Origin of the sequence: Mycolicibacterium madagascariense (assembly GCF_010729665.1) — a bacterium.
GTDB lineage: Bacteria > Actinomycetota > Actinomycetes > Mycobacteriales > Mycobacteriaceae > Mycobacterium > Mycobacterium madagascariense.
In genome coordinates, this window is sequence record NZ_AP022610.1 from 294,267 (window position 1) to 320,721 (window position 26,455).

The window sequence follows — 26,455 nt, forward strand, 5'->3', positions numbered from 1 at the left end:
GGCAGTGGTGTTCCCATCCGAGACGTCGACAAGGTGAGGCTCATGAAATTCGGAATCTCCACGTTCGTCACAGACGACGGCATCGACACGGTGTCCCTCGCCACGGCCATCGAGGAGCGGGGCTTCGCGTCGCTCGTGATCGCCGAGCACACCCACATCCCGGTCAGCCGGGAGTCGGCCTACCCCGGCGGCGGGGAACTGCCCGACATGTACTACCGGACCCTGGATCCCTTCGTGACGCTCGCCGCGGCCGCCGCGGTCACGTCGACGATCGAGCTGATCACCGGCATCGCCCTACTGATCCAGCGCGACCCGATCATCACCGCCAAGGAGACCGCGAGCATCGACCTGATCTCCGGCGGTCGCTTCGGCTTCGGCGTCGGCGCCGGCTGGAACCTCGAGGAGCTGCGCGACCACGGCACCGACCCGAAGACCCGCGGCGCCCTGCTCGACGAGCGCATCGAGGCGATCAAGGCGCTGTGGACGACCGAACCCGCCGAGTACCACGGGAAGTTCGTCGACTTCGATCCCGCCTACCAGCGGCCGAAGCCGGTGCAGCAGCCGCATCCGCCGATCTTCGTCGGCGGCGACTCCGACGCCACGGTCAAGCGCGTCGTGCGCCACGATGCGGGCTGGATCGCGAATCCGCTTCCGGCCGAACGGCTGAGCAAGCGCATCGAGCAGATGCGCGACGGCCTGGGCCACGACGTCCGGTTGGCGACGTTCGGCACGCCGCAGGATCCCGACTACTGGCGCACCCTCGAGGAGTTGGGCTTCGGCCAGGCCGCGCTGATGCTGCCCACCAAGCCCCGCGACGAGTCGCTGCGGCTGCTCGACGAGTACGCCGAGGCCGTCGCGACGTACCGCGGCTGAGCCGAAAGCCCACCCAACGGCGAGGTTTTGGCGGAGCCTCGCCGAAGGCCCACTGAAGTGGGGCCGACGTGCCTAGGCTCGATCCCAGGACGCGCGGGCCCAACGGAGAGCCTGCTGCGGTCACCGCGAGTCCGGTTGGGAAACGTCATGTCTGGCAACCGGATCGTGGTCTACAAGGGCCCAGGGAAAGTGGCCGTCGAGACCATCGACTACCCCAAACTGGAAGTGCCCGCCGAAGTCGCCAGCGCCATGGGCATGAGCCGCAAGGCCGACCACGGCGTCATCCTCAAGTGCGTGTCGACGAACATCTGCGGCTCCGATCAACACATGGTGCGCGGCCGCACGACGGCACCGATCGGGCAGACCCTCGGGCACGAGATCACCGGCGAGGTCGTCGAAAAGGGTTCCGACGTCCAGTTCCTGGAGATCGGTGACCTCTGCACGGTGCCGTTCAACATCGCGTGCGGCCGGTGCCGCAACTGTCGCGAGCAAGCGACGGGCGTGTGCCTCAACGTCAACCCGGCCCGCGCCGGCTCGGCCTACGGCTACGTCGACATGGGTGGCTGGCTCGGCGGCCAGGCCGACTACGTCATGGTGCCCTTCGCGGACTTCAACCTGCTGAAGTTCCCCGACCGCGACGCTGCGCTGGCCAAGATCCGCGACCTCACCATGCTGTCGGACATCTTTCCGACGGGCTATCACGGGGCGAAGACCGCGGGCGTCACCACGGGGTCGACGGTCTACGTCGCGGGTGCCGGGCCGGTCGGGCTCGCGGCGGCGTACTCGGCGCAACTGCTGGGCGCCGCGGTCGTGATCGTCGGTGACCTCAACGCCGAGCGGCTCAAGCAGGCCGAGTCGTTCGGGTGCGAGACCGTCGACGTCGGCGCCGACGCCGCGCTGGAGGATCAGATCGCCGAGATCCTCGGCACGAACGAGGTCGACTGCGCCGTCGACGCGGTCGGCTTCGAGGCCAGCGGTCACGGCCACCAGGCGGGTGAGCAGCCCGCCGCCGTCCTCAACTCGATCATGAGCCTGACGCGGGCCGGCGGTGCGCTCGGCATTCCCGGTCTGTACGTCACGGGCGATCCCGGCGCCGGTGACGACGACGCCAAGGAGGGCACCCTCAAGGTCCGGTTGGGCCTCGGCTGGGCCAAGAGTCACAGCTTCTTCACCGGCCAGTGCCCGGTGCTCAAGTACAACCGCGGGTTGATGATGAGCATCCTGCACGACAAGGCGCACATCGCCGACGCGGTCAACGCCACGGTGATCACCCTCGACGACGCGCCGCGCGGATACGCCGAATTCGACTCGGGCGTCGCGCAGAAGTTCGTCCTGGACCCGCACGGCATGGTGCCCGCGGGCTGACGCGGGACCGCTCGCCTATGGTCGAGCGGTGACCATCAGCTACGACGACGCGCTGCGTGACCGGATCCGGGAGCGGCTGGCCGAGCACCCGCGACGCGAGGTGATCGACCCGACCAAGCGGCGCGCGGCCGTCGCGGTGGTGCTCGTCGACTCCGATCCCGGCGAGGATCGGGTCGACCCGGCCCCCGTCGACGAGTGGATCGACGGCAGGCCGATGGAGCCGGGCCTGGACGGTCGCATGGTCGGCGTCTCGGGTGGTGCGGCATTCCTGTTGTGCCGCAGGGCAATGCGGCTCCGCGCGCACGCCGCGCAGTGGGCGCTCCCCGGTGGCCGCATCGACGAGGGCGAGACCGTCGTCGACGCGGCGCTGCGCGAACTCGACGAGGAACTGGGCATCGCGCTCGGCGAGGAGGCGGTACTCGGTCTGCTCGACGACTACCCGACGCGGTCGGGGTACGTCATCACCCCGGTGGTGCTGTGGGGTGGGGGCAGGCTCGACCCCCGTCCCGCGCCGGCCGAGGTCGTGGCCGCCTACCGGGTGGGCCTGCACGAACTGCAGCGCGAGGACTCACCGCGCTTCCTCACCATCCCGGAGAGTCCGCGCCCCGTCGTGCAGATCCCGTTGGGGCACGACCTGATTCACGCTCCGACGGGTGCGGTGCTGCTGCAGGTGCGCTGGTGGTGTCTGGAGGGTCGCCACGATCCGGTGGACCAGTTGGAGCAACCGGTCTTCGCCTGGCGGTAGCCCGCTAGATTGGGCCCGTGCCGATCCCGGAGTTCATCGTCGCGCTGCGCAGGCAGGTGGGGCACGCACCGCTGTGGCTGCCCGGCGCGACCGCCGTCGTCGTGCGCGACGGTCACGTGCTGCTGGTGCGCCGCGCCGACAGCGGGGCGTGGACACCGGTGACGGGCATCGTCGAACCGGGGGAGAACCCCGCCGACTGCGCGGTCCGGGAGGTGCTGGAGGAGAGCGGCGTGCACGCGGTGGCCCGACGCCTGGCGTGGGTGCACGTCTCGGCGCCGGTCGTGCACGTCAACGGCGATCACGCCCAGTATCTGGACCACGTGTTCGCGATGGAGTGGGTCGCCGGTGAACCGTTCGCCGCCGACGACGAGAGCACCGCGGCGGGCTGGTTCGACCTGACCGCGCTGCCGCCCATGTCGACCGACATGGGCAACCGCATCGCCCGCGCCTGTGACGAGAACCCCACGGCGGCAACGGTATTCGACGCGAGCTAGGTGGTCGGTGCCAGGTGCTTGGACCAGCCCGTCGCACAGCAGATCGAGCACACCAGCGCCAGCAGCCCCACCGCGGTCAGCATCACCGGATAGCTAAAGTAGTGCGCCAGCGCGGCGAGCACGGCGGGCAGCAGGAAGCCCAGGTAGGCCAGGGAGTAGTAGACACCCGAGATGCCGGCGAGCTCGTCGGGATCGGCGATGCGCTGAATCTCGAGCAGTCCGGACACGATGGCGATGCCGTAGGCGCAGCCCAGGAGCATCGCAACCACCAGCGCCAAGAGGACCGACCGAGTGACCGCGGTGGCCACGGCGGCGAACACGCCGCAGGCCATCAGCACCATCGACACGACGATCGCCCTGGCACTGGAGTGGTCGTCGAGACGCCTCGCGATGGGTTGGACCAGCACCCCGCACACCAGGGTCAGAACCGTCAGGCCTGCGGTGTACGGCAGCGCCCAGCGGCCGAGCTCGTCGGCGACGAGAGCCGGGATGATCGCGTACGCGATGGCCGCCGACCCAAAGATCCACGGCGCCATGGGAATCACGACGTGCACGAAGCGGCGGTGGGCGGCCGCGGGAACGCGCAGACCCTGCAGGATGGTCCCGCCGCCGCGGCCCTCCCGCGTCTCGACGGAGTAGCGGTGCACGACCCAGATGGCGGGCAGGCAGAGCGCCGCGTGCAGTACGTACGCGAGCACCAGCGGGAGGGGCGCCAGCGCCGCGAGCAGACCGGCGAAGAGCGGTCCGAGCGCCAGGCCGACCGACAGGCAGATCGACGCACGCCTCGCGCCGGCCCCCGGCGAGGCGTCGTCGTGCGGCGGGCGCGAGAGCTCGGTGATCCAGGCCGAGCCGACGGCCATCGCGATGCCGACGGCCAGACCGCTGAGCAGCCGGCCGGCGAACAGTGCCGAGAAGCCGAGGACGTCGCCGGCGGCGAGGATGACGCTGCCCAGCAGCGAGCTGACGAGGCCGGCCAGCAGCACGCGGCGCCTGCCGTGCCGGTCGGAGAGCACCGAGGCGAGCAGGAGGCCGGGAATGAGTCCGAGCACGTAGGCGCCGAGCAGGACGTCGACGTCGACGCGGCTGTAGCCGGACTGCTGGGTGTAGGCGATGAGCAGCGGGGTGAACTGGTTTCCGCCCCAGCCGATGCAGCCGACGGCGAGTGCCACGGCGACCCACGGGCGCACGGCAGCGGCGGTCTCGGTGTTGGTCGTCATCCGAGCACCACCCGGTAGGTGGACTCGAGATGGGCCAGCAGGGCCGTCTCGAAGGCGTGCACGTCGCGCGCGAGGATGGCGGCCGCGAGGTGTTCGTGTTCGTCGGTCATCGAGGCAAGCCGGGCCGAATCCCGTTGGGCCGCATCGGCCATCATGCGCCGCTGCCGGTCGCTGAGCGAGCCGTAGAAGCGCCGGCCGATCGCGTTGCCCGCGACGTCGACGATCCTGCGGTGGAAGGCGTCGTCGGCCGCCGCGAACCGCTCGTGGTCGCGGGCCGCGGCCACCTCGCGCTGTCGGGTGACCAACTCGGTCAGTTCGTCGAACAGGGACTCCGCCGTCGCCGGGGTGCGGCACACCCGTCGGACCGCCGCGGTCTCCAGGGCCAGTCGCATCTCGAGCAGATCGGAGGCGTCCTGCACGGAGGCGGGGATCACCACGGCGCCCCGGCGGGGCTGCAACTCGAGGAGGTCCTCGGCGGCCAGACGCAGGAACGCTTCGTGCACGGGCGTGCGGCTGACGCCTAGCCGCGCGGCGGTCTCCACTTCGCTGAGCAGTTGCCCGCCACGGGCCTGCCCGGTCAGGATCTGCTCCTTGGTCACCCGGTAGGCGTGTTCGCTACTGGACTTCTGGTCGACGCTCACCCGACCAGCCTACGTCTATGCATGCAAGCTTGCATGCAAGTGCGACGGGCATCACGCTGGTCCGGTGCGATGGCCGTCGAGGTGCGGTCAGAGGTGCGACGGGAACGCCCGTCGGGCGAGCATGCTCGTCGCCAGGCCGAGGCCGAGCACGGCGGCGCACACCCACGGCAGTCCGCCGAGTCCGATCAGCGGCAGGAACCCGGCTCCGATCGCCGCGCCGCCGGCGATGCCGGTGTTCGCGCTGGCGTTGACCCAGGCGCCCGCGAGCTCGGGATTGACGGCGTGGGTGCGGACGGCGGCCGCCTGGAAGACCGACGCCACGCCGCCGAACGCGCCGTTCCACACCGCCGCGGCCACGATCACCGGCACCAGCAGCGGGAAGCCGACGCCGACGGCCAGGACGGCGGCAATCGCCGTCGTCAGCAACGCGAACGTCGTGCGGCGCGGGCGACGGTCCACCATGCCCGCCGCGTAGCCGAGTCCGGCCAGCCCGCAGATCCCGCACAGCAGCAGCAGCGGCCCGACGAATTCCGGCCGCGCGCCGGCGGCCAGGAAGAGCACGCTCACGAACGTGTAGAGAGTGAACTGGCCAAGGTAGGTCAGCGCGTTGGACGACACCACCGCGACGAGTTGCGTTCTGCCGCTGCGTTTTTGGTATACCGGCGTCGGCGCGGCATTGGACACGCCCGGCAGCACCTTGGCGACCAGTACAAGGGTGAGCACCGAGAGGGCGGCGAGCGCACCGAACGACGCCCGCCAGCCGAGGGCCGTCCCGACCGACGTGGCCAGCGGGACGCCCACGATGAGACCGGCGCTGGCCCCGCCGGTGGCGATCGCCAGGGCCCGGCCCACCTGTGCGCCGGTGACCAGCCGGGGCACGTAGCCGATGCAGAGGGAGAAGAACAGGGCGTGGGTGAGCCCACCGAGCCCGCGGCCCGCCGCTACCACGGCGAACGTCGGGGCCACGCTGACCAGCAGATTGCTCAGGGCATAGCAGCACAGCGTGGTCAGAAGCAGGGGCTTGCGGGCGAAGCGAGCGGTCGCGTGGGTCATGGGCACGGCGAGCGCGGCCACCAGGACGGCGTAGAGGCTCACCAGCAGTCCGGTGCTCGAGTTCGCCACGCCGAACGACGCGCCGATGGCCGGCAGCAGTCCGACGGGCAGCATCTCGGTGGTGACCGCCAGGCACGACGCCAGGGCCAGCGACAGCAGACCCGGCAGCTGGGGCCGCAGCGGGCTGCGGACCGGTGCGACGGAGGCTATGGAGGTCACCACGATCAATATACTCAGCCGGTGAGTTTATCCAAGTGCGATCATGGCGGGCGATGAGCAGGGAGTCGAAGCCGGCGCAGCATCGATGGTTGGGCGCCGCGCAGTTGATCGGCGTCATCCGCGCCGAGCCGGGCATCACCCGCGCGGCGGCCGCGCAACGGCTCGGCATCGGCAGCGGCGGGGCCGCCGACCTGGTGGCCCGATTGCGCAGGGCGCGCCTGCTCGACGAGACCCCGGCGCCGGCGTCGGGCCGCGGCCGCCCGACGACCGTCCTCGGCGCCCACCCCGACGGACCCCTGGTGCTCGCAGCCGAACTGCGGGCGGGCGACTGGCGGCTGGCAGTGGTCGGGGTCGACGGCGAGCCCGCGGTGGTGGCGCAGGCCCGCAGCGGCGCGTCCACGCCGGCGCGACTGCTCGCCGAGTTGGCCGAGGCCACCGGTGCGGTGCAGGCGCGGTACGCCAATCGTGTTGGCGCCATGGGACTCTCGGTGGCGGGCACGGTCAGCGACGCGCGGCTGGTGCAGTTCACCACGCGCGGCTGGACCGACGTCGACCTGTCGGGGGTGTCGGCGGGCCTGCCGCTGCTGCTCGGCAACGACGCGACGCTGGCGGGTCTGGCCGAGGCGCGCTCGGGCGCCGCGCGCGGGGCGGGCACCGCGCTGCACCTCCTCGTCGCCGTCGGTCTCGGCGGCACGCTCGTCGTCGACGGTGAACCGGTCACCGGTGCGCACGGGGCGGCGGGCGAGTATGGGCACGTGCCCTTCGGCGACCGGCGGCTGGTGTGCCCGTGCGGCGCGCGCGGGTGCTGGGACCTCTCGATCGACGGCCGCGCGCTGGCCCGCCACCTCGCCGAGTCGCCACCGACCGATCCGGTCGGCTACGCCCACGAGGTGCTAAGTCGCCCCGCCGACGAACGGACGACGGCGGCGCTCACCGCGGTGGCGGCCGCCCTGGGGGCGGGCATCGGCGGTCTGGTCAACCTGCACGATCCCGACGTCGTCACCCTCGGCGGACTGGCCGTGCCCCTGCGTGCCGCGGCCCCCGAGGCCTTCGCCGACGGTTACCGCGACGGCCTGATGTCCTTCCGCAAGGCGTCGGCGCCGCCGGTGCACGACGGCGTCCACGGTGACGACGGCCCGTTGCGCGGCGCGGCCGCGTTGGCGCTCGACCACGTCACCACCGAGGCAGCGCTCGCCGACTGGGCGCGGCGGGTATCGACCTCCTGACGGTGCCGGGCCAAAAGTCTTGGACAGTGCCGAACTGGCTCTCAGTCGCCTCTCAGACGGCGAATGGACGGTGGGAGACACACCGTTGCTGCCCGACGAGAGAAAGAACGACGCCAGGACATGACGAACCACCCGCGCTACCCGCAACGACCGAGCCAGTATGCGAGTCAGCATGGCAGGCAACCACTTCCGCCCCATCAGGGTCCCAACGCCTACCAATACCCCTACGACTGGCGCTATGCCGCGCAGCCGCAGTACCCGGCTGACGCGGCCACCGAGGTCATCACCAAGCAGCGCAAGCGTTCTCGTACCGGCATCGTGCTGGCGAGCGCAGCCGCCATTGCCGTCGTGTCGGCGGGCGCGGGGGCGGTCGCACTGACCTCGCAGCAAGATCATTCCGCCGCAGGCGAACTCGCCCATGCCGTCGCGACCGCACCGGGACAGCCCGTACCCGTCGTGGCGGCCCCGTCCACGGCCAACGTCCCCAACGGCACCGTGGAACAGGTCGCCGCGAAGGTGCTGCCCAGTGTCGTGAAGCTACAGATCTCCATGGGCGGCCAGAGCGAGGAGGGCTCGGGCGTCGTCCTCGACCCGAACGGGCTGATCCTGACCAACAACCACGTGGTGGCCGCGTTGAACGGGGCGCCGGCGGGGGCCGACGGGCCGGGTGATCAGGCCGCGCCGAGCGCGCAGGACGTCCCGGGGACGCAGGCCGCGCAGGCGACGGTCACGCTCTCCGACGGGCGGACCGCGCCCTTCACCGTGGTCGGCGCCGACCCCTCCAGCGACATCGCCGTCGTGCGGGCCCAGGGTCTGACCGGGCTGACCCCGATCACGCTCGGCTCGTCGAAGGACCTGAAGGTCGGCCAGAACGTGGTGGCCATCGGCTCGCCGCTGGGCCTGCAGGGCACGGTCACGACGGGCATCGTGAGCGCACTGGACCGGCCCGTCTCCACCGCGGGTGAGGGATCGAACCAGAGCACGGTGCTCGACGCGATCCAGACCGACGCGGCCATCAACCCCGGCAACTCCGGCGGCGCCCTGGTCGACATGCAGGGGCAGCTGATCGGGGTGAACTCGGCCATCGCGTCCCTCGGCGGCGGTGGCGGCCCGTCCGGCGGCCAGAGCGGTTCGATCGGGCTGGGCTTCGCCATACCGGTCGACCAGGCCAAGCGGATCGCCGACGAGCTGGCTACGACGGGCACGGCGACCCACGCATCGCTCGGGGTGACCCTGAGCAACGACTCCACCGCACCCGGCGCGGCCATCGCGCAGGTGGTCGGCGGTGGCCCGGCCGCGGCGGCCGGGGTGCCCGACGGCGCGGTCGTCACGAAAGTGGACGATCACGTGATCGATAGCGCCGAAGGCTTGGTCGCCGCCGTGCGGTCGAGGGCGCCGGGTGACCAGGTGCAGCTGACCTACCGGGACCCTGCGGGTGCGAGCCAGACCGCGCAGGTCACTCTCGGGACGGCCCAGCAGTAGGTTCCGATCTCGGGCGGTGGGCGCGGTCGCGGCGACCGTGCCCACCGCCTGTGCAATTGCTCCAAACGTCATGCCCCTACTTGGACTTCACAGTCCAAGTAGGGGCTACAGTTGGACGATGACGCCGCCGCACCACGATGATGCGCCGCGTCCAAAGCTGACCTCACGCGGTGTGGCCACCAGGAATCGGATCGTGCTGGCCGCCGCCGAACTCATGCACATCCGTGGCGTCGCGGCGACGACGATCGACGAGGTGCTCGCCGCCAGCGCCACCAGCAAGTCGCAGTTCTACCAACACTTCGACGACAAGACCGACCTGGTCTACGACGTCATCACCCTGCGGGCCGACGAGATCCTGTCCTGGCAGCGATTGCGGCTCGAGAAGGTCGACTCCTTCCGCGGGCTGTACCAGTGGCGCGACGCCATGGTCCAGCGCTGCACGCTGCGGCGCGGACTGTGGGGTTGCGAGCTGGGATCGCTGGCCGCCGAGCTGTCCGACAGCGACGACCGCGCCCGCATCTCCCTGGCCGAGCACTTCGCCGAGTGGCGCGACATCTTGGCCGCCGCGCTCGAGCGGATGCGGAACGCCGGGGTCCTGGTCGCCGACGTCGACGGGCCCGCGCTGGCGACCGGTCTCCTCGCGGCCGTCGAGGGCGGTTACCTCCTGTCCCAGACCGCGCACGATCCCCGGCTCATGCAGACCGCGCTCAACTCCGCGATCGGGCACATCATGATGTTCCGCTCCGACACCGCCGAGATCGCGGACTGACCCCCGGATACGACGAAGCGGGCCAGTCCGGAGACTGACCCGCTTCGGTCGTCGATGCCGTTTAGCCGGTGTGGTTGGTACCCGGCATGCCCGTCGGCGCCGGCGGAGCCTTGATGGCCGGGCTGAACGAGTTGCCGCCGCTCGGGTTGATGTTCTTCTCGGTGGGCGACACGCTCGGCGCGGGCGTCGAGGCGGAGGTCGTCGCGGTCGTCGTCGTCGTGGTCTCGGTGCTGGACGGCCCGTTGGATCCGCTGCCGCCGCACGCGGTCAGCGTCCCCATCGAGATCACGGCCGCAACGCCGAGGCCCGCTGCGACGCGGCGGGTGTACCGACTGTGCATGGTGGGTCCCATCTCTACCGTCTCAGCGGTCAGTTGTTGTTGTGGGTGCCAGGGATGGCGGTGGGGGCGGGCGTCGCCTTCACGGGCGGCGTGAAAAGGTTGCCACCGGTGGGGTTGATGCTCTTCTCGGTGGGCGAGACGCTCGGCGGGGTGGTGGTGGTCGTCGTCGTCGTGCTGGAGGGCCCATTGGATCCGCTGCCACCACACGCGGTCAGCGCGCCCATGGAGATGACGGCGGCGACGCCGAGGCCCGCTGCGACGCGGCGTGGAAACCGACTTTTCATGGAGCAGTCCTGTCTTTACGAGGGAATTCGCTGAGAATCTGGTGCGAACTGAACTCTATCGTCCATTCAGACTTGCCGTCAAGGCGAAGTGGGGGGCATCTCCCGTCGCGGTCGGCGCAGGAAAGCTGCTGTTGACGGCCCGATCCGCCGCCCGAGAACCGGCTTGACGGCGCCGCTCGGCAGCGGACCCGCTCGTCCACCTCGGCGCGGTTCGGCCACCGTCGGCCTCGTCTGCGTGCGCCTCGCCGATCGGTTGCTGTAACGCATGATGCGCCTGAGGACGATCACCGGGAAGAGAAATGGGAGGAAGAGCGCCGTGATTCGTCGTCTGGGATGGGCCGTGCTGATCGCCGGCCTCACGCTGAGTGGGCTGGGCACCGCCACCGCATCGGCCGCCGCGGAGTGCGCCGACTACCACTGGATCGGAGCCGCCGGGTCGGGTCAGCGCGACGCCGCCGGCCTCGCGACCAACGGCGGCATGGGCGGCGTGGTGTACCAGTCGTATCTGCAGCTGCGCGACGAGCTGGCGGCCAGCGGGCTGACCATCGACGCCGAAGCCGTGCAGTACCCGGCCGCGCCGGTCCCGCTGGACGGCGGTCTCGGCGGGTGGATGGGCTTCATGGACAGCGTCAAGGCGGGCACCGCGGCGACCGCCAAGCAGTACACGGCGTTCACCAAGGCGTGCCCCGCCACCAAGGTCGTCCTCGCCGGCTACTCGCAGGGCGCCATGGTCGTCCACCGCAACCTGGCCAGCCTGGCGGACGCCCCGAACGTCGCGGCCGTACTGCTCGTCGCCGACGGCGACCGCCTGCCCGGCGACACCACGATCGACATGGGAACGACGGCCACCCCGTCCCCGGCCACCCTGGCCTCGACTGCCTCGGCTGTCTCCTCTTCAGACGCATCGGTGCCCGACGCGGGCAAGGGCGTCGCGCAGGAGCATTCCTTCCTGGCCTCGGCCCCCACCTCGACGCTGCCGCCGGCGATGGGCGCCAAGACGGTGAGCGTCTGCGACGTCCACGATCCGGTCTGCGACTACGACTCCGACACCGAGTTGACGCCGGCGACGCTGGCGATCCACACGTCGTACGCGCCGACGGTCAGCGGCCCGCACGCCTGGGTGGCGCCGCTGTACCAGCTGGCGATGTCCGCGGGCGCCAACACCGAGCCGTCGACCGCCCTGACGCTCAGCACGCACGGTTCCTGAGTCACACCGTCCAAACGGGAACGGCGCCCGACCGTGGGGTCGGGCGCCGTTCGCCGTGCGGTGCTAGTTCGAGACCGGCACCGGAGCGGTGTCACTCTCGTCGCTCGGCGGAGACGGTGGCGTGGACTTGCGGAAGTGATGGTCACCGCGGGGGTAGACCACCTGCGGCCACCAGAACCACCGGCCGAGCAGCGTGGCGATCGACGGCATCAGCAGCGACCGCACGATGAAGGTGTCCACCAGCAGGCCGATCGCGATCGTCGATCCCATCTGGGCCAACACGATCAGGCTGCTGCCCATCATTCCGGCCATGGTCGCCGCGAACACCAGTCCGGCCGAGGTCACGACGCCACCGGTGCCCGCCATCGAGCGGATGATGCCGGTCTTGAGGCCCGCGTGGATCTCGTCCTTGAACCGTGACACCAGCAGCAGGTTGTAGTCCGACCCGACGGCCAACAGGATGATGACCGACATCAGCATGACCAGCCAGTGCACGGGCATGCCGAACAGGTCCTGCCAGAGCAGTACCGAGATGCCGAACGACGCGGCGATCGAGCTGGCTGCCGTCGTCACGATGACCAGTGCGGCCACGGCGGCTCTGGTCAGGATCAGCATGATCATGAAGATCAGCGTCAGCGCCGACACCACGGCGATCAGCAGGTCGTACTTGGCGCCGTCGGCCATGTCCCGATAGGTCGCGGCCACGCCACCGAGGTAGATCTTGGCGTCGGAGAGCGACGACATCTTCAAGGCCTCCTGCGCGGCCTTGCGTTCGTTGTTCACCCGGTTGATGCCCTCGACCGTCGCGGGGTCGGTCTCGTGGGTGATGAACATGCGCGCGGACTTGCCGTCCGGGGACAGGAACATCTTGAGACCGCGCTCGAAGTCGGGGTTGGTGAACGCCTCCGGGGGCAGGAAGAACAGGTCGTCGTTCTTGGCGTTGTCGAACGCAGCGCCCATCGCCAGCGCCGTGTCGTTGGAGGCCTGCTGCTGGTCGTAGAGCGCCTTCTGCGAGTTGTAGGTCGCCAGCGCCAGATCCCGGCTGGTCTTCATCGACGCCAGCGTCTGCGGCAGCAGCGCCGTCAGCTTCGGCGCGATGTCGGCGAGCTTGTCGGTGTTCACCTGGACCTCGCCAGTGAGCTCCGTCGTCTGATCGATGCCGTCGAGTGAGTCGAAGAGCGACCTGATGGCGAAGCACATCGGGATGTCGAAGCAGTGCGGCTCCCAGTAGAAGTAGGCGCGCAGGGGCCTGAACTCGTCGTCGAAGTCCGCGATGTGATCGCGCAGTGCCTCGGTGCTCGCCAGCAGATCCTGGGACTTCTTGTCCGACTCTTGGGTGAGACGGGTCTGCTCGAGGGAGAGCTGGTACTGCTTCTCCAGGATGTCGATCGAGACGTTCATCGCGTCGACGGTCTTGAGCGAGTTGGCCAGCTGATCCCGCTGAAAGGGCAGGTTCATGTTGCTGGTCTGGCCCTGGATGGACGTCTGGAACGGGATCGAGCTGTGCTGGATCGGGATGCCGAGCGGGCGGGTGATGCTCTGCACCATTGCGATGCCCTCGGTGTGCATGACGTTGCGGGCGACGGCGTTGAGCACCAGCATGTCCGCGGGATTGCGCATGTCGTGGTCGGCGTTGACCATCAGGATGTCGGGGTTCATCCTGGCCTGGCTGAAGTGCCGGTCGGCGGCTGCGAACCCAATGTTGGTGGGCGCGTTGGCCGGTAGGTAGTACTGGTCGTTGTAGGCGGGCTTGTAGCCGGGGATCGCGACGATGCCGATCAGCACGATGAACAGGCTGACCACGAAGATCGGGGCGGGCCACCGGACCACCGCCGTGCCCACCTTGCGCCAGAAGTGGCTCCGGACAGGACGTTTCGATTCGTACAGCCCGATCTTGCTGCCGAGGAACAGCACGGCCGGACCCAGCGTGACCGCGGACATCACCACCACGACCATGCCGATCGCGACGGGTGCGCCCATCGTGGCGAAGTACGGCAGCCGGCAGAAGCTCAGGCAGTAGGTGGCGCCCGCGATCGTCAGACCCGAGCCGACGATGACCGGGGCGACCGACTTGAACGTCGCGTAGTAGGCCTCCTCTCGGTCCTGGCCCAACCCGCGATCTTCCTTGTAGCGGCCGAAGATGAAGATGCCGTAGTCGGTCGCCGCGGCGATCGCCAGCATCGTCAGGATGTTGCCGGCGAACGTCGTCAGGCCGAAGACGTCGTGCATGGACAGCACCGACACCACGCCGCGCGCCGTCAGCAGGCCGACGAACGTCAGGAAGAGCTGCACCAGCGTCGTGCGGATCGACCGGTAGACGATCAGCAGCATGATGGCGATCGCCAACAGGGTGATCACCGTGATCGACGCCAAGCTGGCGTTGCCGATGACGTGCAGGTCGTCGGTCAGCGCGGCCGGTCCGGCGACGTAGGCCTGCACGCCCGGCGGGGCCTTGGTATCCGCGATGGCCTTGCGGACTTGGTCGACGCCCTCGTTGGCCTCGGTCTGTCCCTGTTCGCCGGCGAGGTTGATCATCACGTAGGCGGCTTTGCCGTCGGTGCTCTGGGCGCCGGCCGCGGTGAGGGTGTCACCCCAGAAGTCCTGGATGTGCTGGATGTGTTGGGGATTGTCGTAGAGCTTCTTGAGGATCGCGTTGTAGTAGTCGTGCGCGCTCTGCTGCAGCGGTTGCTGACCCTCGATGACCACCATCACCGTCGAGTTCGAGTTGAACTCCTTGAAGTTGCCGCCCATGAGCTTCATGGCCGTCATCGACGGCGCGTCCTCGGGGGCCATCGGGGCCGAGTGCAGCTCGCCGACGACCTCCAGCTGAGGCGCGATGACGTTCACGATGACCGCGACGACGATCCAGAACAGCACGATCGGGATCGACAGCACGCGGATCAGATGCGGGAAGTACGGCCGCCTCGGGTGCTCGGTGGTCTCGGTCGGAGCGGCCGGGGAGTCCGGGGGCGTCGCGTGCGTCATGCGGACTTCACCAGGCAGTAGGTCTGGGCGTTGATCCCGTCGGCCGACTGTTGCTCACGCACGACTCCGTTCACGGTGACTTTGCATCCAATCTGATCGCCGGTGGTCTGGGCCATGAGGCTGCCGCTGACGGTCGGCAACGTCGTCGACAGGGTGATCGACCACGGCAGGGGCACGGTGACGAGGTGCACGTTCGCGTCCGGGTCGAAGTAGCTGATCTGCGCGGTGCCCGTGCCGGTCACGTCGTAGATCATGATCTTGGGGTTGAACTGCACGATCTCGATGCCCGCCCCGGCGTTGGCGTTGAGGTCCTGGGAGGCGAACTGCCGGTGCAGCCTGCTGACGACGAGCCCCGAGATGGCCAGCACGACGATCAAGACCACGGGAATCCAGATCGTCTTGCTGATCCGACGAAACGGAATACGCTTCACCCCAACACCTTTCGCTGTTCAGCCGACTGCGCCTCGACCGCCGTGTCCATGGTCGTGTCCATGGCGTCGTCCATCGGCAGCTCCGCGTTCGTGATGAGTCGCCGAAGGACCGGGAACGCGACGCGGGCGGCCAGCCACAGCGCGTTCTCCTCTTCCGGGGTCAACGTCCCCATCAGCTCGGTCAGGCGTTCCCGACGCAGGCGCTTGCGCTCGTCGATCACCTCCTGGCCACGGCGGGTGATGCCGATGAGCGCGGCGCGCCCGTCTTCCGGGTCGGCGAGCCTGGTCACCAGGTCCTGGCGCTCGAGCCGTTTGATCAGCTGCGTCATCGACGGCTGGCTGATGCCTTCCTTGGCGGCCAGCGTGGTGAGCCGCAGCGGCCCCTCGCGGCACACCCGGTTCACCGCGTACCCGGCGGAGGCGCTCATCTCGGCGCGATCGGTGAGGAAGCGGGCGGTCAGATCCATGGCCTGGTCGAGGAGCTCGCCGACGCACTCGCTGACGTCGCGCTCGACCGCCCGATCTTTCACCCGGTACATATATCACGCGACCTATGTAGTAGCTAGTCGAACACGGCCACGACGTGTCGCTAGCGCGTCGATCGGGGGTCTGAGCTAATATCCGGCCGTCATCTGCCCGGTTCCGGGGTGTGCGCCGCCGGTCGGCGGTGCCGAGGCCGATTGGATGAGTCGCGGAATGGTCTGCCGTGCAAGGGTATTCGGCGACCGCAGCCTGATTGCATAGGACGGGCTATGTAGTTCGGCCGAGTTGATCGGCCAGCGCCTCGAGCAGGCGGTCGACGTCGTCGGCGTCGTCGTACGGCGCCAAGCCGATGCGCAGGCCACCGGCACTGCCGAGCCCGAGCACGCGCGACGCCTCGTAGGCGTAGAACGACCCGGCCGGCGCGTTCACCCCGCGCTCGGCGAGTGCGGCGCTGACGGTTGCGGCGTCATGCCCGGCGAAGGTGAGCAGGAGCGTGGGCGTGCGTCGGCGGGCCTTCGAGTGGACCGTCACTCCCGGTAGCTCGGTGAGGCCTGCCTCGATGCGCTGGCGCAGCGCGTCCTCGTGGCGCTCCAGCGCGTGCAGGCCCGCGACGAGTCGGTCGCGGCGGTTGCCGGTCCGCCCCGTCAGGCCGGCCAGGAAGTCGACGGCGGCAGTCGTGCCGGCCATCAGTTCGTACGGCAGGGTGCCGAGTTCGAAGCGCTCGGGCACGTCGTCGGTGGCGGGCAGCAGCTTCGCAGGCCGCAGGTCGGCCAGCACGTCGGGCCGGGCCGCCACCACGCCGCAGTGCGGGCCGAGGAACTTGTAGGGCGAGCACGCGAAGAAGTCGGCGCCGAGGTCGGCGACGTCGACCACCGCATGCGCGGTGTAGTGCACCCCGTCCACGTACAGCAGGGCGCCGACGGCGTGTACACGATCGGCGATGGCCCGCACGTCGGGCATCGTGCCGATCAGGTTCGACGCGGCGGTGACGGCGACGAGCCGGGTGCGCGGGCCGAGTTGGGCGGCGACGTCGTCGACGGTGAGCTCGGAGGTCGCCGGATCGAAGTCCACCCACCTCACGACGGCGCCCGCCGCCTCGGCGGCCAGGACCCACGGGCGAACGTTGGCGTCGTGGTCGAGTCGCGTCACCACGACCTCGTCGCCGGGATCCCATTGGGCGGCAAGCGTTCTCGACAGGTCGAAGGTGAGCGCGGTCATGCTGCGGCCGAAGATCACCCCGGCGGGGTCGGCACCGAGGATGTCGCCGAGGGCGCGCCGGCACCCTTCGACCACGGCCTCGGCGTGGCGCGCCGCGGCGGTGACGGTGCCGCGGTTGGACAGCGGCCGCAGCAGGGTGTCGCGGATCGCGTCGGCGACCGCGGTGGGCGTCTGCGAGCCGCCCGGGCCGTCGAAGAAGGCCGTGCCGTCGTCGAGCGCGGGAAAGCAGCGGCGGATGTTGACGACGTCGAAGGGCTCGGTCACCGCCGGATTCTCCCACTTGCCCGCGGTCTCCCGGTCTGTAAGTCTGGTTCGAACATCCCTGACAACGACGCCACCTGGATGCTCCTCCACGAAAAGGCGCGCCATGACGTCGACGATCATCACCCCTACCCATCCCGTCTCGGACGCTCTGCTGCAGCGGGCTCAGCAGGTCGTTCCCAATGGCATGTACGGCCACCAGATCGCCACCGGGTTATGGCCTGGCGCACCGCAGTTCGTGTCGCGCACGGCGGGCTCGCGGATGTGGGACGCCGACGGTCACGAGTACATCGACCTGCTGTGTTCGTGGGGCCCGATCATCCACGGTTACCAGCATCCCAAGATCGAGGAGGCGGTCGAGCGCCAGCGCCGGATCTGCGATACGGCCAACGGTCCGTCCGAGCACTTCGTCGCGCTCGCCGAGAAACTCGTCGACGTCGTCGAGCACGCCGACTGGGCGATGTTCGCCAAGAACGGCTCCGACGTCACCACGCTGTGCCTCACGATCGCCAGGGCGCACACCGGACGCGGCACCATCCTGGTCGAGGAGGGCACCTACCACGGGGCGCTGCCCTGGTGTAACCCCGACAAGACCGGTGTGCTGGCGTCGGACCGCGCCGGCCTGGCGTACTACACGTACAACGACCTGGCGAGCGTCGAGAAGCTCGTCGCCGAGCACGCGGGTGACCTGGCCGGAATCATCGTGGCCCCGTTCCGGCACGACCCCGCCGGCTCTGATCTCGAGATGGTGGATCCGGCCTTTGCGCAAGGACTTCGGCGCATCTGCGACGACAGCGGCGCGGTGCTCATCCTCGACGAGGTGCGCACCGGATTCCGGATGTCCTTCGGCGGCAGCTGGGAGCAGTACGGTGTGCGCCCCGACCTGTCGTCGTGGAGCAAGGCCATCGGCAACGGCTACCCGATCGCGGCCGTGCTTGGCGCCGAACGTCTTCGGGAGTCGGCGGGCTCGTTCTTCGTCACGGGAACCTTCTGGTTCTCCGCGGTCCCCATGGTCGCGGCCTTGACGTCGATCACCCTCCTCGAGGAGGAGGACGGGGTGGCCCACATGTTCGCCCGCGGTGACCAGTACGTCGCGGGGCTGCGCGAGCAGGCCGCCTCCTACGCGCTGCCCGTCACCATCACGGGCCCGGTGACCATGCCGTACCTGTCGTTCGCCGGCGAGACCGACCACGAGTTCACCATGGCCTGGTCGGCAGAATGCGCTGCTCGCGGTGTCTACGTCCACCCCAAGCACAACGGGTTCATGTCCACCGCACTCACCGAGGCCGACGTCGACGCGGTGCTGGTGGCCACCGATGGCGCCTTCGCCGAGGTGGCCAAGCGTTTCTTCTGACCGGCGACGCATAATCACCCGGTGGACAGCGAGCAGTTCTGGAAGGAAGCCGACCGGCACGTGGTGCGCTACGGCGCCGTCTTCGTACCGCGAATCATCAGGCGCGCCAACGGAAGTCACGTATACGACACCGACGGAAACGCGATCCTGGACTTCACCTCCGGCCAGATGAGCTCGGTGCTCGGACACTCCCACGCGGATGTCGTCGCGACGGTGTCGGGGGCGGTGGCCTCGCTGGACCACCTGTACAGCGGCATGCTCAGCGAGCCGGTGGTGGACCTCGCGACGCGACTCGCGGCGACCCTGCCGGATCCGTTGACGAAGACGCTGCTGCTGACCACCGGCGCGGAGTCCAACGAGGCCGCCATCAAGATGGCCAAGCTCTACACGGGCAGGTACGAAATCGTCTCGTTCGACCGGTCGTGGCACGGCATGACGTCGGGCGCGGCCGCCGCGACGTTCAGCGCGGGGCGCCGCGGCTACGGGCCGCCGATGCCGGGCAACCTGACGCTGCCCACGCCCAACGCGTACCGTTCGCCCTTCCGCCGGGCCGACGGGACCTACGACTGGGAGACCGAACTCGAGTACGGGTTCGCCGCGGTCGACGCGCAGTCGTCGGGCAGCCTGGCGGCCTGCCTCGTCGAGCCGATCCTGTCCTCGGGCGGCATCATCGAACCGCCGCCCGGCTACCTGCGCAGGCTGAAGGGAATGTGCGTCGAGCGCGGCATGCTGCTCGTGGTCGACGAGGCCCAGACCGGGATCGGCCGCACGGGCACCATGTACGCCTTCGAACGTGACGGCGTGGTGCCCGATCTGCTGACGCTGTCGAAGACCCTCGGCGCCGGTCTGCCCGTAGCGGCCGTCGTCACCACCGACGAGATCGAGAGTGTCTGCCACGAGCGGGGTTTCCTCTTCTTCACCACGCACGTCTCGGACCCGCTGGCGGCGGCCGTGGCACTGACGGTGCTGACCGTCGTCGAGCGCGACGGGCTCGTCGAGCGGGCGCGTCGTCTCGGAGCTACGCTCGCGGAGCGGCTGAGCGGTCTGCGCGACCGTTACGAGCAGGTCGGCGACGTCCGCGGCCGCGGTCTGCTGCAGGGCATCGAGCTGGTCTCGGACAAGAAGAGCAAGGCGCCCGCCGACGCACTCGGCGCCAAGGTCACCGCCGCCTGCCTGGAACGGGGGCTGCACATGAACATCGTGCAGCTGCCGGGCATGGGCGGAATCCTCCGCATCGCCCCGCCGCTCACCATCGACGAGCCGGATCTCCTTGCAGGACTTGACATCCTCGACGATGCCCTGGCCTTCTGCCTCTGACTCAGGACTGCAGCTCGGCGGCGAGCGCCGCGCCCAGCCGGTGGCCCGACAACCAGGCCGACTCGATGCGCGGCGCTCCCGATGGGCACCACGAGTCGCCGCAGACACCGAGCGGGCGGCTGCCATGCGCGGTCAGCGCATAGTAATCATCATGTGTGTCAACGGGTTTCGCGAACGTCCAGCGGTGCGCGTGCGTCCACTCCGGGGGTTGGGTCAGATCGAGGAGGCGCCCGAGCGCGGCGAGTACGGGAGTCACCGCGTCGTACGGCGTCTCGAGGTGCGCCCTGGCGCGCTCGGCGGTCGTGTGGGCGACCAGCACGGCGGCCCCGTCCCCGCGGCGCGAACCGTCGTCGGCGATCGTGGTGACGTCGGCGTCGTCGTTGACGAACGCGGCGTCGGCGACCGGCCAGGCGCGCTCGGCCCAGCCGGCGGCGACCGCAATCACCGGTTCGTAGTCGAGCCACTCGACCGCGTCGGGGGCCAACTTGGCAGCCTGCGGGTCGGGCATCGCCAGGACCACGGCGTCGTGGTCCAGCTCGTCGAGGGCCCCGACCGTCACGCCCGAGCGCACGTCGACCGGTAGCGAGGCCCGCACCAGCGAACGCAGCCCGTCGGGTGTGCCGTAGCGCATCGGACCCTGCGTGCGGTCGCGGCCGTCGGGCGAGAACACGTCGAACGTGTCGGTCCACTCCCGGACCAACCCGCGGGCGCGCCAGTCGTCGACCACCGCGCGGAAGTCGGGCTCCTTGACCGTGAAGTAGGCCGCTCCAAGATCGACCCGGCGACCGTGCAGTTCGGGGGAGGACATCCGACCGCCGGGGGCCCGGCCGCGGTCGAACACCTCGACGGTGACGCCGTGCTCGCGCAGCGCCTGCGCGCACGCCGCGCCCGAGAGACCGGCACCGATGACTGCGACACGGGACATGGTCCCCACGTTAGTCGGGGCCCGCCACCAGGTTCGGGGGGCGACCACCGTCGGCGAAGACGGCGATCTGTTCCAGCGCGATGCGCCACGCGCGATCCCACGCGCCTTCGGTGCTGCCCGCCACGTGCGGGGTCAGCAGCAGATTGGGGGCCGACCACAGCGGATGGCCGTCGGGCAGCGGCTCGGGATCGGTGACGTCGAGCGCGGCGCGCAGCCGACCGGAGTTCAGTTCGGCCAGTAGCGCGTCGGTGTCGACCGCCCCGCCCCGGCCGACGTTGACGACCACGGCGCCGTCGCGCAGCCGGCTCAGGAATGCGGCGTCGACGACGTGGTGGGTCGCCTCGGTCTCGGGCAGCATCGCGACGACCGCGTCGGCGTCGGGCAGCAGGTCGTCGAGGTCGCTCATGGCCCGCACGCCCTCTCTGGCGTGCGTGCCGACGAGCGTCACCTCGGTCTCGAACGGCGCGAGCCGGGCCGCGAGGTTCTGGGCGAGGTCACCGGCGCCGAGGACGACGATCCGCTTGCCGATCATCGTCTCGGTGTCCCGGGGTTGCCACGTGCCCTGCTCCTGGTACCTGCGGAACGTCGCGAGGTCGCGATAGATCGACAGGAGCGCTGCCATCACCCATTCAGCCGACGAACCGCCATGCGCCCCACGACCATTGGACAGCATGACGCCGTCGGGCAGATGCGGCAGCCACTGCTCGTAACCGGCGTTGAGGGTCTGCACCAGCCGCAGCTCGGGGAGCTGAGCCAAGCGCGGCCCGATCACCTCCGGGTGCTCCCACCCGACGACGATGACCGACGCGTCGGGATGTTCCTGGGGCCACGGCCCGTCGGGGGAGTACGGGACGGCGACCAGCTCGCTCGTCGGATCGGGTGCGTGCAGGCCGAGATCGTCTGGGTAGAGGACTTTCACGCCAACCACGCTAGCCACTGCGCTCGTGACCCTCCCGCGAGCAGCCGCAAATAAGCCCGACACGCCGCGGAAAAGTGCACGTTTGCGGCTGTTCGCGAGGGTCTCGAGCCCGTCAGGCGTCGGCGGGCTCCTCCTCCTTGTCCGCCATGGCCTTGTGGAAGGACTCCACCGAACGCATCTTGTTCATCACGTCCAGGGCGGCGACCTTGTAGGCCTCGGAGAACGTCGGGTAGTTGAACACCGCGTCGACGAGGTAGTCGACCGTGCCCCCGCAGCCCATCACGGCCTGGCCGATGTGGACGAGCTCGGTCGCCGACGAGCCAAAGATGTGGACTCCGAGCAGCTTTCGGTCCTCGGTCGACACCAGCAGCTTGAGCATGCCGTACGAGTCGCCCGCGATCTGGCCGCGCGCGAGCTCCCGGTAGCGCGACACCCCGAACTCGTAGGGGATGGCCTTCTCGGTCAGCTCGGACTCGGTGGCCCCGACGAAGGACACCTCGGGAATCGTGTAGATGCCAATCGGCTGGAGATCGGTCATGTCGTGAACCGGCTCGTCGAATGCGTGATAAGCCGCAAGCCTGCCCTGGTCCATCGACGTCGCCGCCAGCGCGGGGAAGCCGATGACGTCGCCGACGCTGAAGATGTGCTTGACCTTGGTGCGGAATTGGTCGTCGACTTCGAGCAGGCCGCGCCCATCGGCTTCCAGGCCCGCAGCCTTCAGGTCGAGCGCTTCGGTCCGCCCCGTTCTCCCGGCGGAGTACATCACGGCCTCCGCGGCGATCTGCTTGCCGCTCGCCAGACACGTCAGGGTGCCGGTCGGCGAGACGTCGACGCTGGTGACCTCCTCGCCGAACCGGAAGGTCACCTTGGACTCGCGAAGGTGAAATGCCAACGCCTCGACCACTTCCGGGTCGCAGAAGTCGAGCATGGTGTCGCGCTTCTCGACGACGGTCACCTTGGTGCCGAGGGCGGCGAAGATTGACGCGTACTCGATGCCGATCACGCCGGCGCCGACCACCACCATCGAGGTGGGGATGAAGTCCAGGCTGACGATCTCGTCGGAGTCGAGCACGCGCTCGGCGTCGAAGTCGATGCCGTCGGGTCGGCGCGGGGTGGTGCCCGTGGCGATGACGATGAAATCGCCTGTCAGAGTGCGGTGTTCGGATTCGTCTCGACCCTCGACCGTCACGGTGTTGGCATCGGCGAAGCTGGCGCGGCCGAGGTAGAGGTCGACGCGGTTGCGGACGAGCTGGTCGCGGATCACGTCGATCTCGCGGCGGATGACGTGGGAGGTGCGCTCCTGCAGATCGGCCGGGGTGATCTTCTCCTTGACCCGGTAGCTCGAACCGTACAGCTCGCGCTGGTTCATGCCCGTGAGGTACATGACCGCCTCACGCAGCGTCTTGGACGGAATGGTGCCGGTGTTGACGCAGACGCCGCCGAGCATGTGTCCATGCTCGACGACGGCCACCTTCTTCCCGAGTTTGGCTGCCGCCACGGCCGCCTTCTGCCCCCCGGGCCCGGAACCGATCACGATCAGGTCGTACTCAGTCTCAGTCGCCATGGGTCCGGTGTACCCAATCGACCGTCACATCGCGCCGAAACTACGGTAGATGACGGAAATCGGGCCAAAGCCGTCCAGAACCGTAGTGTCGGCGGCACTCCTCCTAGACGACGTGCCCGTCAGCGACCGTCAGCGCGGCGTCGAGGATCTTCAAGCCCTCGGCGACCTCGGCGTCGGAGATGTTGCAGGCGGGCACCGCGTGGATGCGGTTGAAGTTGGCGAACGGCAGCAGGCCGCCGGACTTGCATGCGGCGATCACTTCGTTCATCGCCGGGCTGGAGCCGCCGTAGGGCGCCAGCGGCTCCCGGGTCTGCGGATCCTTGACCAGTTCGATGGCCTGGAAGACGCCCAGCCCACGGACTTCGCCGACGGACGGATGCTTGGCCGCCAGCTCGCGTAGGCCGGGCCCCAGGACGTCGGATCCGATGCGGGCGGCGTTGGCCACCATGCCCTCGTCCTCCATCGCGTTGATGGTCGCGACGGCGGCCGCGCACGCCAGCGGATGACCCGAGTACGTGAGCCCACCGGGGTAGGCGCGGTCGGCGAACGTCGCGTAGATCGCGTCGCTGATCGCCACGCCGCCGAGCGGAACGTAGCCGGAGGTGACGCCCTTCGCGAAGGTCATCAGATCGGGGATGACGTCGAAATGCTGTATGGCGAACCACTTTCCGGTCCGTCCGAAGCCGGCCATCACCTCGTCGGCGATCATCACGATGCCGTACTTGTCGCAGATCGCCCGGACGCCCGCCATGTACCCCGGCGGCGGCACCATGATGCCCGCGGTACCCGGCACGGATTCCAGGATGATCGCCGCGAAGGTGGCCGGGCCCTCGTGCTGGATCAGCCGCTCGAGGTAGTCCAGTGCACGCTCGGTCTCCTGCTGCTCGTTCTCGGCGTGGAACGACGTCCGGTACAGGAACGGACCGTTGAAGTGGACGACGCCGCTGCTGGCGTAGTCGTTCGGGTAGCGGCGCGGGTCGCCCGTGAGGTTGATCGCGGTGTCGGTGCCACCGTGGTAGGAGCGGTAGCGCGAGAGCACCTTGTAGCGGCCGGTGTGCAGGCGCGCCATGCGGACCGCGTGTTCGACGGCGTCGGCGCCGCCGTTGGTGAAGAACACGTGGTCGAGGTCACCGGGGGTGCGCTCGGCGATCAGCCGGGCGGCTTCCGAGCGGGCGGCGTTGACGTGCTGCGGCGCGACCGTGCACAGCTTGGCGGCCTGTTCTGCAATGGCCTTGACGACTTTCGGATGCTGATGGCCGATGTTGGTGAAGACCAGCTGTCCGGAGAAGTCGAGCAGCTTGTTGCCGTCGCCGTCCCAGACGTACTGGCCCTGCGACGCCACGATCGTCATCGGGTTGATCTGCGCCTGCGCCGACCACGAGTGGAAGACGTGCTTGCGGTCGAGTTCGTAGGCGCGGGCGCCCTCGGCCTTCGCGGTGGCGAGGTCCTGGCCGCTGGGGAGGAGGTCCTGGGGCGAGCGCAGCGACGGGGTGTTGCCGGTGTCGAAAGTCGTCATGAATCCAGTCTTCCTGAGTCAGCTGTTCTGCGGGAAGCCGAGGTTGATTCCGCCGTGCGACGGGTCCAGCCAACGGGTGGTTACCACCTTGCCACGCGTGAAGAAGTGGACTCCCTCGGTGCCGTGGGCGTGGGTGTCGCCGAACAGCGAGCTCTTCCAGCCGCCGAAGCTGTAGTAGGCGGTGGGCACGGGGATCGGCACGTTGATGCCGATCATGCCGACCTCCACCTCGTTCTGGAACCGACGGGCCGCGCCCCCGTCGTTGGTGAAGATCGCGGTGCCGTTGCCGTAGGGGTTGGCGTTGATCAGCGCGAGCGCCTCGTCGTAGGAGTCGACGCGCACGACCGACAGCACGGGCCCGAAGATCTCGTCGGTGTAGACGCTCATCTCGGGGGTGACGTGGTCGATCAGCGTGGGGCCTAACCAGAACCCGTCGGACTCTCCGTCGACGGAGATGCCGCGGCCGTCGACCACGATCGTGGCGCCGTCGGCCTCGCCCGCGTCGACGTAGGAGGCCACCCGGTCGCGGTGCGCCTTGGTGACCAGCGGTCCCATGTCGGCGTCGCGGGTGCCGTCACCGGTCTTGAGTCCCTTGGCCCGGTCGGCGATCTTGCCGACGAGCTCGTCGGCGATCGGGCCGACCGCGACGCACGCCGAGACGGCCATGCAGCGTTCGCCCGCCGAGCCGAAGCCGGCGTTGACCATGGCGTCGGCGGCCAGGTCCAGGTCGGCGTCGGGCAGCACGATCGCGTGGTTCTTCGCGCCACCGAGGGCCTGCACGCGCTTGCCGTGCTGGGTGCCGGTGGCATAGACGTACTGCGCGATCGGCGTGGAGCCGACGAAGCTGATGGCCTTGACCTTCGGGTTGGTCAGCAGTTCGTCGACGGCGACCTTGTCGCCCTGCAGCACGTTGAAGACCCCGGCGGGCAGGCCTGCCTCGGCCCACAGCTCGGCGATCCACAGCGCGGCCGACGGGTCCTTCTCGCTGGGCTTGAGGACGACGGTGTTGCCCGCCGCGATGGCGATGGGGAAGAACCACATCGGCACCATGGCCGGGAAGTTGAAGGGGCTGATGATGCCGACGACGCCGAGCGGCTGGCGGATCGAGGCCACGTCGACGTTGGTCGAGGCGTTCTCCGTCATCCCGCCCTTGAGCAGATGCGCTATGCCGCAAGCGAATTCGACGACTTCCTGGCCGCGGCTGACCTCGCCGAGCGCGTCGGACACGACCTTGCCGTGCTCGCTGGTGATGATCTCGGCCAACTCGTTCTTGCGGGCGTTCAGCAGTTCCCGGAACGCGAAGAGGATCTGGGTGCGCTTGGCGAGCGAGGTGTCGCGCCAGGCCGGGAAGGCCGCCGCGGCGGCGTCGATGGCGGCGCGCGCGTCGGCCACGTCGGCGAGGGCGAGTTCACCGGTGACCTGACCGGTCGCCGGGTTCGTCACGGGTGAGGTGCGGTCGCTGGCGCCGGCGAAGCCCTTGCCGTCGACCCAGTGCGCGATGGTCCGAACGCGGGTGCTGAGTGTCATGGTTCGAGTGTGGGCGCGCCTCGGTGACGCGTACCCCGTC

The 26,455-nt window shown here is 69.4% G+C and carries 24 protein-coding genes; 10 read left to right on the plus strand and 14 right to left on the minus strand.

Annotated elements, in window-relative coordinates; translation table 11 throughout:
* Nucleotides 1–42: 42 nt before the first annotated feature.
* The 4 genes from G6N60_RS01465 to G6N60_RS01480 all read left to right on the plus strand — a co-directional run bounded on the left by G6N60_RS01465 (nt 43) and on the right by G6N60_RS01480 (nt 3,477).
* Nucleotides 43–873 (plus strand): LLM class F420-dependent oxidoreductase, encoded by an 831-nt coding sequence (locus G6N60_RS01465; RefSeq protein ID WP_163731523.1) that lies wholly within the window; start codon nt 43–45, stop codon nt 871–873.
* A 147-nt stretch (nt 874–1,020) separates the two neighbouring features.
* On the plus strand, nt 1,021–2,238 hold the full coding sequence (gene fdhA / locus G6N60_RS01470; RefSeq protein ID WP_163731528.1) for a formaldehyde dehydrogenase, glutathione-independent: 1,218 nt from the start codon (nt 1,021–1,023) through the stop codon (nt 2,236–2,238).
* 28 nt (nt 2,239–2,266) lie between these two features.
* Nucleotides 2,267–2,983 (plus strand): NUDIX hydrolase, encoded by a 717-nt coding sequence (locus tag G6N60_RS01475; protein WP_163731533.1) that lies wholly within the window; start codon nt 2,267–2,269, stop codon nt 2,981–2,983.
* A 17-nt stretch (nt 2,984–3,000) separates the two neighbouring features.
* Nucleotides 3,001–3,477, plus strand: a complete 477-nt coding sequence (locus tag G6N60_RS01480) for an NUDIX hydrolase (protein ID WP_163731536.1) — start codon at nt 3,001–3,003, stop codon at nt 3,475–3,477.
* On the opposite strand, the gene G6N60_RS01485 is transcribed toward G6N60_RS01480, so the two are convergent.
* From G6N60_RS01485 to G6N60_RS01495, 3 genes are all read right to left on the minus strand, one after another.
* The gene (locus tag G6N60_RS01485) at nt 3,474–4,694 is read right to left on the minus strand and encodes an MFS transporter (RefSeq protein WP_163731539.1); all 1,221 of its coding nucleotides are present in this window, start codon (nt 4,692–4,694) and stop codon (nt 3,474–3,476) included. The two genes, G6N60_RS01480 and G6N60_RS01485, sit on opposite strands and share 4 nt — an antisense overlap.
* The gene (locus G6N60_RS01490) at nt 4,691–5,335 is read right to left on the minus strand and encodes a GntR family transcriptional regulator (protein WP_163731542.1); all 645 of its coding nucleotides are present in this window, start codon (nt 5,333–5,335) and stop codon (nt 4,691–4,693) included. The genes G6N60_RS01485 and G6N60_RS01490 overlap by 4 nt, the downstream gene beginning before the upstream one ends.
* Before the next feature lie 87 nt (nt 5,336–5,422).
* Nucleotides 5,423–6,607, minus strand: a complete 1,185-nt coding sequence (locus G6N60_RS01495; protein WP_372511002.1) for an MFS transporter — start codon at nt 6,605–6,607, stop codon at nt 5,423–5,425.
* A 53-nt stretch (nt 6,608–6,660) separates the two neighbouring features.
* Here G6N60_RS01495 and G6N60_RS01500 point away from each other — a divergent pair, with 53 nt between their 5' ends.
* From G6N60_RS01500 to G6N60_RS01510, 3 genes are all read left to right on the plus strand, one after another.
* On the plus strand, nt 6,661–7,833 hold the full coding sequence (locus G6N60_RS01500; protein WP_179969623.1) for an ROK family transcriptional regulator: 1,173 nt from the start codon (nt 6,661–6,663) through the stop codon (nt 7,831–7,833).
* 120 nt (nt 7,834–7,953) lie between these two features.
* The gene (locus G6N60_RS01505) at nt 7,954–9,315 is read left to right on the plus strand and encodes a S1C family serine protease (RefSeq protein ID WP_163731545.1); all 1,362 of its coding nucleotides are present in this window, start codon (nt 7,954–7,956) and stop codon (nt 9,313–9,315) included.
* 118 nt (nt 9,316–9,433) lie between these two features.
* Nucleotides 9,434–10,084, plus strand: coding sequence for a TetR/AcrR family transcriptional regulator (locus tag G6N60_RS01510; RefSeq protein WP_163731547.1), 651 nt, complete (start codon nt 9,434–9,436; stop codon nt 10,082–10,084).
* Nucleotides 10,085–10,145: 61 nt separating this feature from the next.
* On the opposite strand, the gene G6N60_RS01515 is transcribed toward G6N60_RS01510, so the two are convergent.
* Nucleotides 10,146–10,436 (minus strand): hypothetical protein, encoded by a 291-nt coding sequence (locus G6N60_RS01515; RefSeq protein WP_246240180.1) that lies wholly within the window; start codon nt 10,434–10,436, stop codon nt 10,146–10,148.
* A 17-nt stretch (nt 10,437–10,453) separates the two neighbouring features.
* On the minus strand, nt 10,454–10,708 hold the full coding sequence (locus G6N60_RS01520) for a hypothetical protein (RefSeq protein WP_163731550.1): 255 nt from the start codon (nt 10,706–10,708) through the stop codon (nt 10,454–10,456).
* Nucleotides 10,709–11,024: 316 nt separating this feature from the next.
* On the opposite strand from G6N60_RS01520, the gene G6N60_RS01525 reads away from it, so the two are divergent.
* The gene (locus tag G6N60_RS01525) at nt 11,025–11,915 is read left to right on the plus strand and encodes a cutinase family protein (RefSeq protein WP_246240183.1); all 891 of its coding nucleotides are present in this window, start codon (nt 11,025–11,027) and stop codon (nt 11,913–11,915) included.
* A gap of 63 nt (nt 11,916–11,978) precedes the next feature.
* Here G6N60_RS01525 and G6N60_RS01530 read toward each other — a convergent pair whose 3' ends face one another.
* From G6N60_RS01530 to G6N60_RS01545, 4 genes are all read right to left on the minus strand, one after another.
* The gene (locus G6N60_RS01530; protein WP_163731553.1) at nt 11,979–14,900 is read right to left on the minus strand and encodes an MMPL/RND family transporter; all 2,922 of its coding nucleotides are present in this window, start codon (nt 14,898–14,900) and stop codon (nt 11,979–11,981) included.
* Nucleotides 14,897–15,331, minus strand: a complete 435-nt coding sequence (locus G6N60_RS01535; protein ID WP_163731556.1) for an MmpS family transport accessory protein — start codon at nt 15,329–15,331, stop codon at nt 14,897–14,899. Before G6N60_RS01535 ends, G6N60_RS01530 begins: the two co-directional genes overlap by 4 nt.
* A complete protein-coding gene (locus G6N60_RS01540; RefSeq protein WP_246240185.1) occupies nt 15,328–15,861 on the minus strand; it encodes a MarR family transcriptional regulator in 534 nt (177 codons plus the stop codon). Before G6N60_RS01540 ends, G6N60_RS01535 begins: the two co-directional genes overlap by 4 nt.
* Nucleotides 15,862–16,081: 220 nt before the next feature.
* Nucleotides 16,082–17,296, minus strand: coding sequence for a cysteine desulfurase-like protein (locus G6N60_RS01545; RefSeq protein WP_197746909.1), 1,215 nt, complete (start codon nt 17,294–17,296; stop codon nt 16,082–16,084).
* Nucleotides 17,297–17,399: 103 nt separating this feature from the next.
* Here G6N60_RS01545 and G6N60_RS01550 point away from each other — a divergent pair, with 103 nt between their 5' ends.
* Together G6N60_RS01550 and G6N60_RS01555 are read left to right on the plus strand one after the other, a co-directional pair.
* Nucleotides 17,400–18,647 (plus strand): aminotransferase class III-fold pyridoxal phosphate-dependent enzyme, encoded by a 1,248-nt coding sequence (locus G6N60_RS01550; protein ID WP_163731562.1) that lies wholly within the window; start codon nt 17,400–17,402, stop codon nt 18,645–18,647.
* A 21-nt stretch (nt 18,648–18,668) separates the two neighbouring features.
* Nucleotides 18,669–19,964, plus strand: coding sequence for an aspartate aminotransferase family protein (locus tag G6N60_RS01555; protein ID WP_163731565.1), 1,296 nt, complete (start codon nt 18,669–18,671; stop codon nt 19,962–19,964).
* A gap of 1 nt (nt 19,965) precedes the next feature.
* On the opposite strand, the gene G6N60_RS01560 is transcribed toward G6N60_RS01555, so the two are convergent.
* From G6N60_RS01560 to G6N60_RS01580, 5 genes are all read right to left on the minus strand, one after another.
* Entirely contained in the window at nt 19,966–20,889 is a 924-nt protein-coding gene (locus tag G6N60_RS01560; protein ID WP_163731567.1) for an NAD(P)/FAD-dependent oxidoreductase, read from the minus strand.
* A gap of 10 nt (nt 20,890–20,899) precedes the next feature.
* The gene (locus G6N60_RS01565) at nt 20,900–21,808 is read right to left on the minus strand and encodes an NAD(P)-dependent oxidoreductase (protein ID WP_197746910.1); all 909 of its coding nucleotides are present in this window, start codon (nt 21,806–21,808) and stop codon (nt 20,900–20,902) included.
* Nucleotides 21,809–21,920: 112 nt separating this feature from the next.
* Nucleotides 21,921–23,372 carry a Si-specific NAD(P)(+) transhydrogenase gene (sthA, locus tag G6N60_RS01570; RefSeq protein ID WP_163731573.1) on the minus strand — a complete coding sequence of 484 codons (1,452 nt, stop codon included), beginning with the start codon at nt 23,370–23,372 and terminating at the stop codon, nt 21,921–21,923.
* 103 nt (nt 23,373–23,475) lie between these two features.
* Nucleotides 23,476–24,888 carry an aspartate aminotransferase family protein gene (locus tag G6N60_RS01575; protein WP_179969624.1) on the minus strand — a complete coding sequence of 471 codons (1,413 nt, stop codon included), beginning with the start codon at nt 24,886–24,888 and terminating at the stop codon, nt 23,476–23,478.
* 18 nt (nt 24,889–24,906) lie between these two features.
* Nucleotides 24,907–26,415: a CoA-acylating methylmalonate-semialdehyde dehydrogenase gene (locus tag G6N60_RS01580; protein WP_163731575.1), complete on the minus strand. Its 1,509-nt coding sequence runs from the start codon at nt 26,413–26,415 to the stop codon at nt 24,907–24,909.
* Between the last annotated feature and the right edge of the window lie 40 nt (nt 26,416–26,455).

Bases quoted from the DNA above. Each gene is read 5' to 3' on its own strand.
- G6N60_RS01560 (WP_163731567.1), bottom strand. From the start codon at position 20,889: ATGTCCCGTGTCGCAGTCATCGGTGCCGGTCTCTCGGGCGCGGCGTGC.
- G6N60_RS01550 (WP_163731562.1), top strand. From the start codon at position 17,400: ATGACGTCGACGATCATCACCCCTACCCATCCCGTCTCGGACGCTCTG.
- G6N60_RS01530 (WP_163731553.1), bottom strand. From the start codon at position 14,900: ATGACGCACGCGACGCCCCCGGACTCCCCGGCCGCTCCGACCGAGACC.
- G6N60_RS01515 (WP_246240180.1), bottom strand. From the start codon at position 10,436: ATGGGACCCACCATGCACAGTCGGTACACCCGCCGCGTCGCAGCGGGC.
- G6N60_RS01500 (WP_179969623.1), top strand. From the start codon at position 6,661: ATGAGCAGGGAGTCGAAGCCGGCGCAGCATCGATGGTTGGGCGCCGCG.
- G6N60_RS01510 (WP_163731547.1), top strand. From the start codon at position 9,434: ATGACGCCGCCGCACCACGATGATGCGCCGCGTCCAAAGCTGACCTCA.
- G6N60_RS01465 (WP_163731523.1), top strand. From the start codon at position 43: ATGAAATTCGGAATCTCCACGTTCGTCACAGACGACGGCATCGACACG.
- G6N60_RS01580 (WP_163731575.1), bottom strand. From the start codon at position 26,415: ATGACACTCAGCACCCGCGTTCGGACCATCGCGCACTGGGTCGACGGC.
- G6N60_RS01520 (WP_163731550.1), bottom strand. From the start codon at position 10,708: ATGAAAAGTCGGTTTCCACGCCGCGTCGCAGCGGGCCTCGGCGTCGCC.
- G6N60_RS01575 (WP_179969624.1), bottom strand. From the start codon at position 24,888: ATGACGACTTTCGACACCGGCAACACCCCGTCGCTGCGCTCGCCCCAG.
- sthA (WP_163731573.1), bottom strand. From the start codon at position 23,372: ATGGCGACTGAGACTGAGTACGACCTGATCGTGATCGGTTCCGGGCCC.
- fdhA (WP_163731528.1), top strand. From the start codon at position 1,021: ATGTCTGGCAACCGGATCGTGGTCTACAAGGGCCCAGGGAAAGTGGCC.
- G6N60_RS01485 (WP_163731539.1), bottom strand. From the start codon at position 4,694: ATGACGACCAACACCGAGACCGCCGCTGCCGTGCGCCCGTGGGTCGCC.
- G6N60_RS01505 (WP_163731545.1), top strand. From the start codon at position 7,954: ATGACGAACCACCCGCGCTACCCGCAACGACCGAGCCAGTATGCGAGT.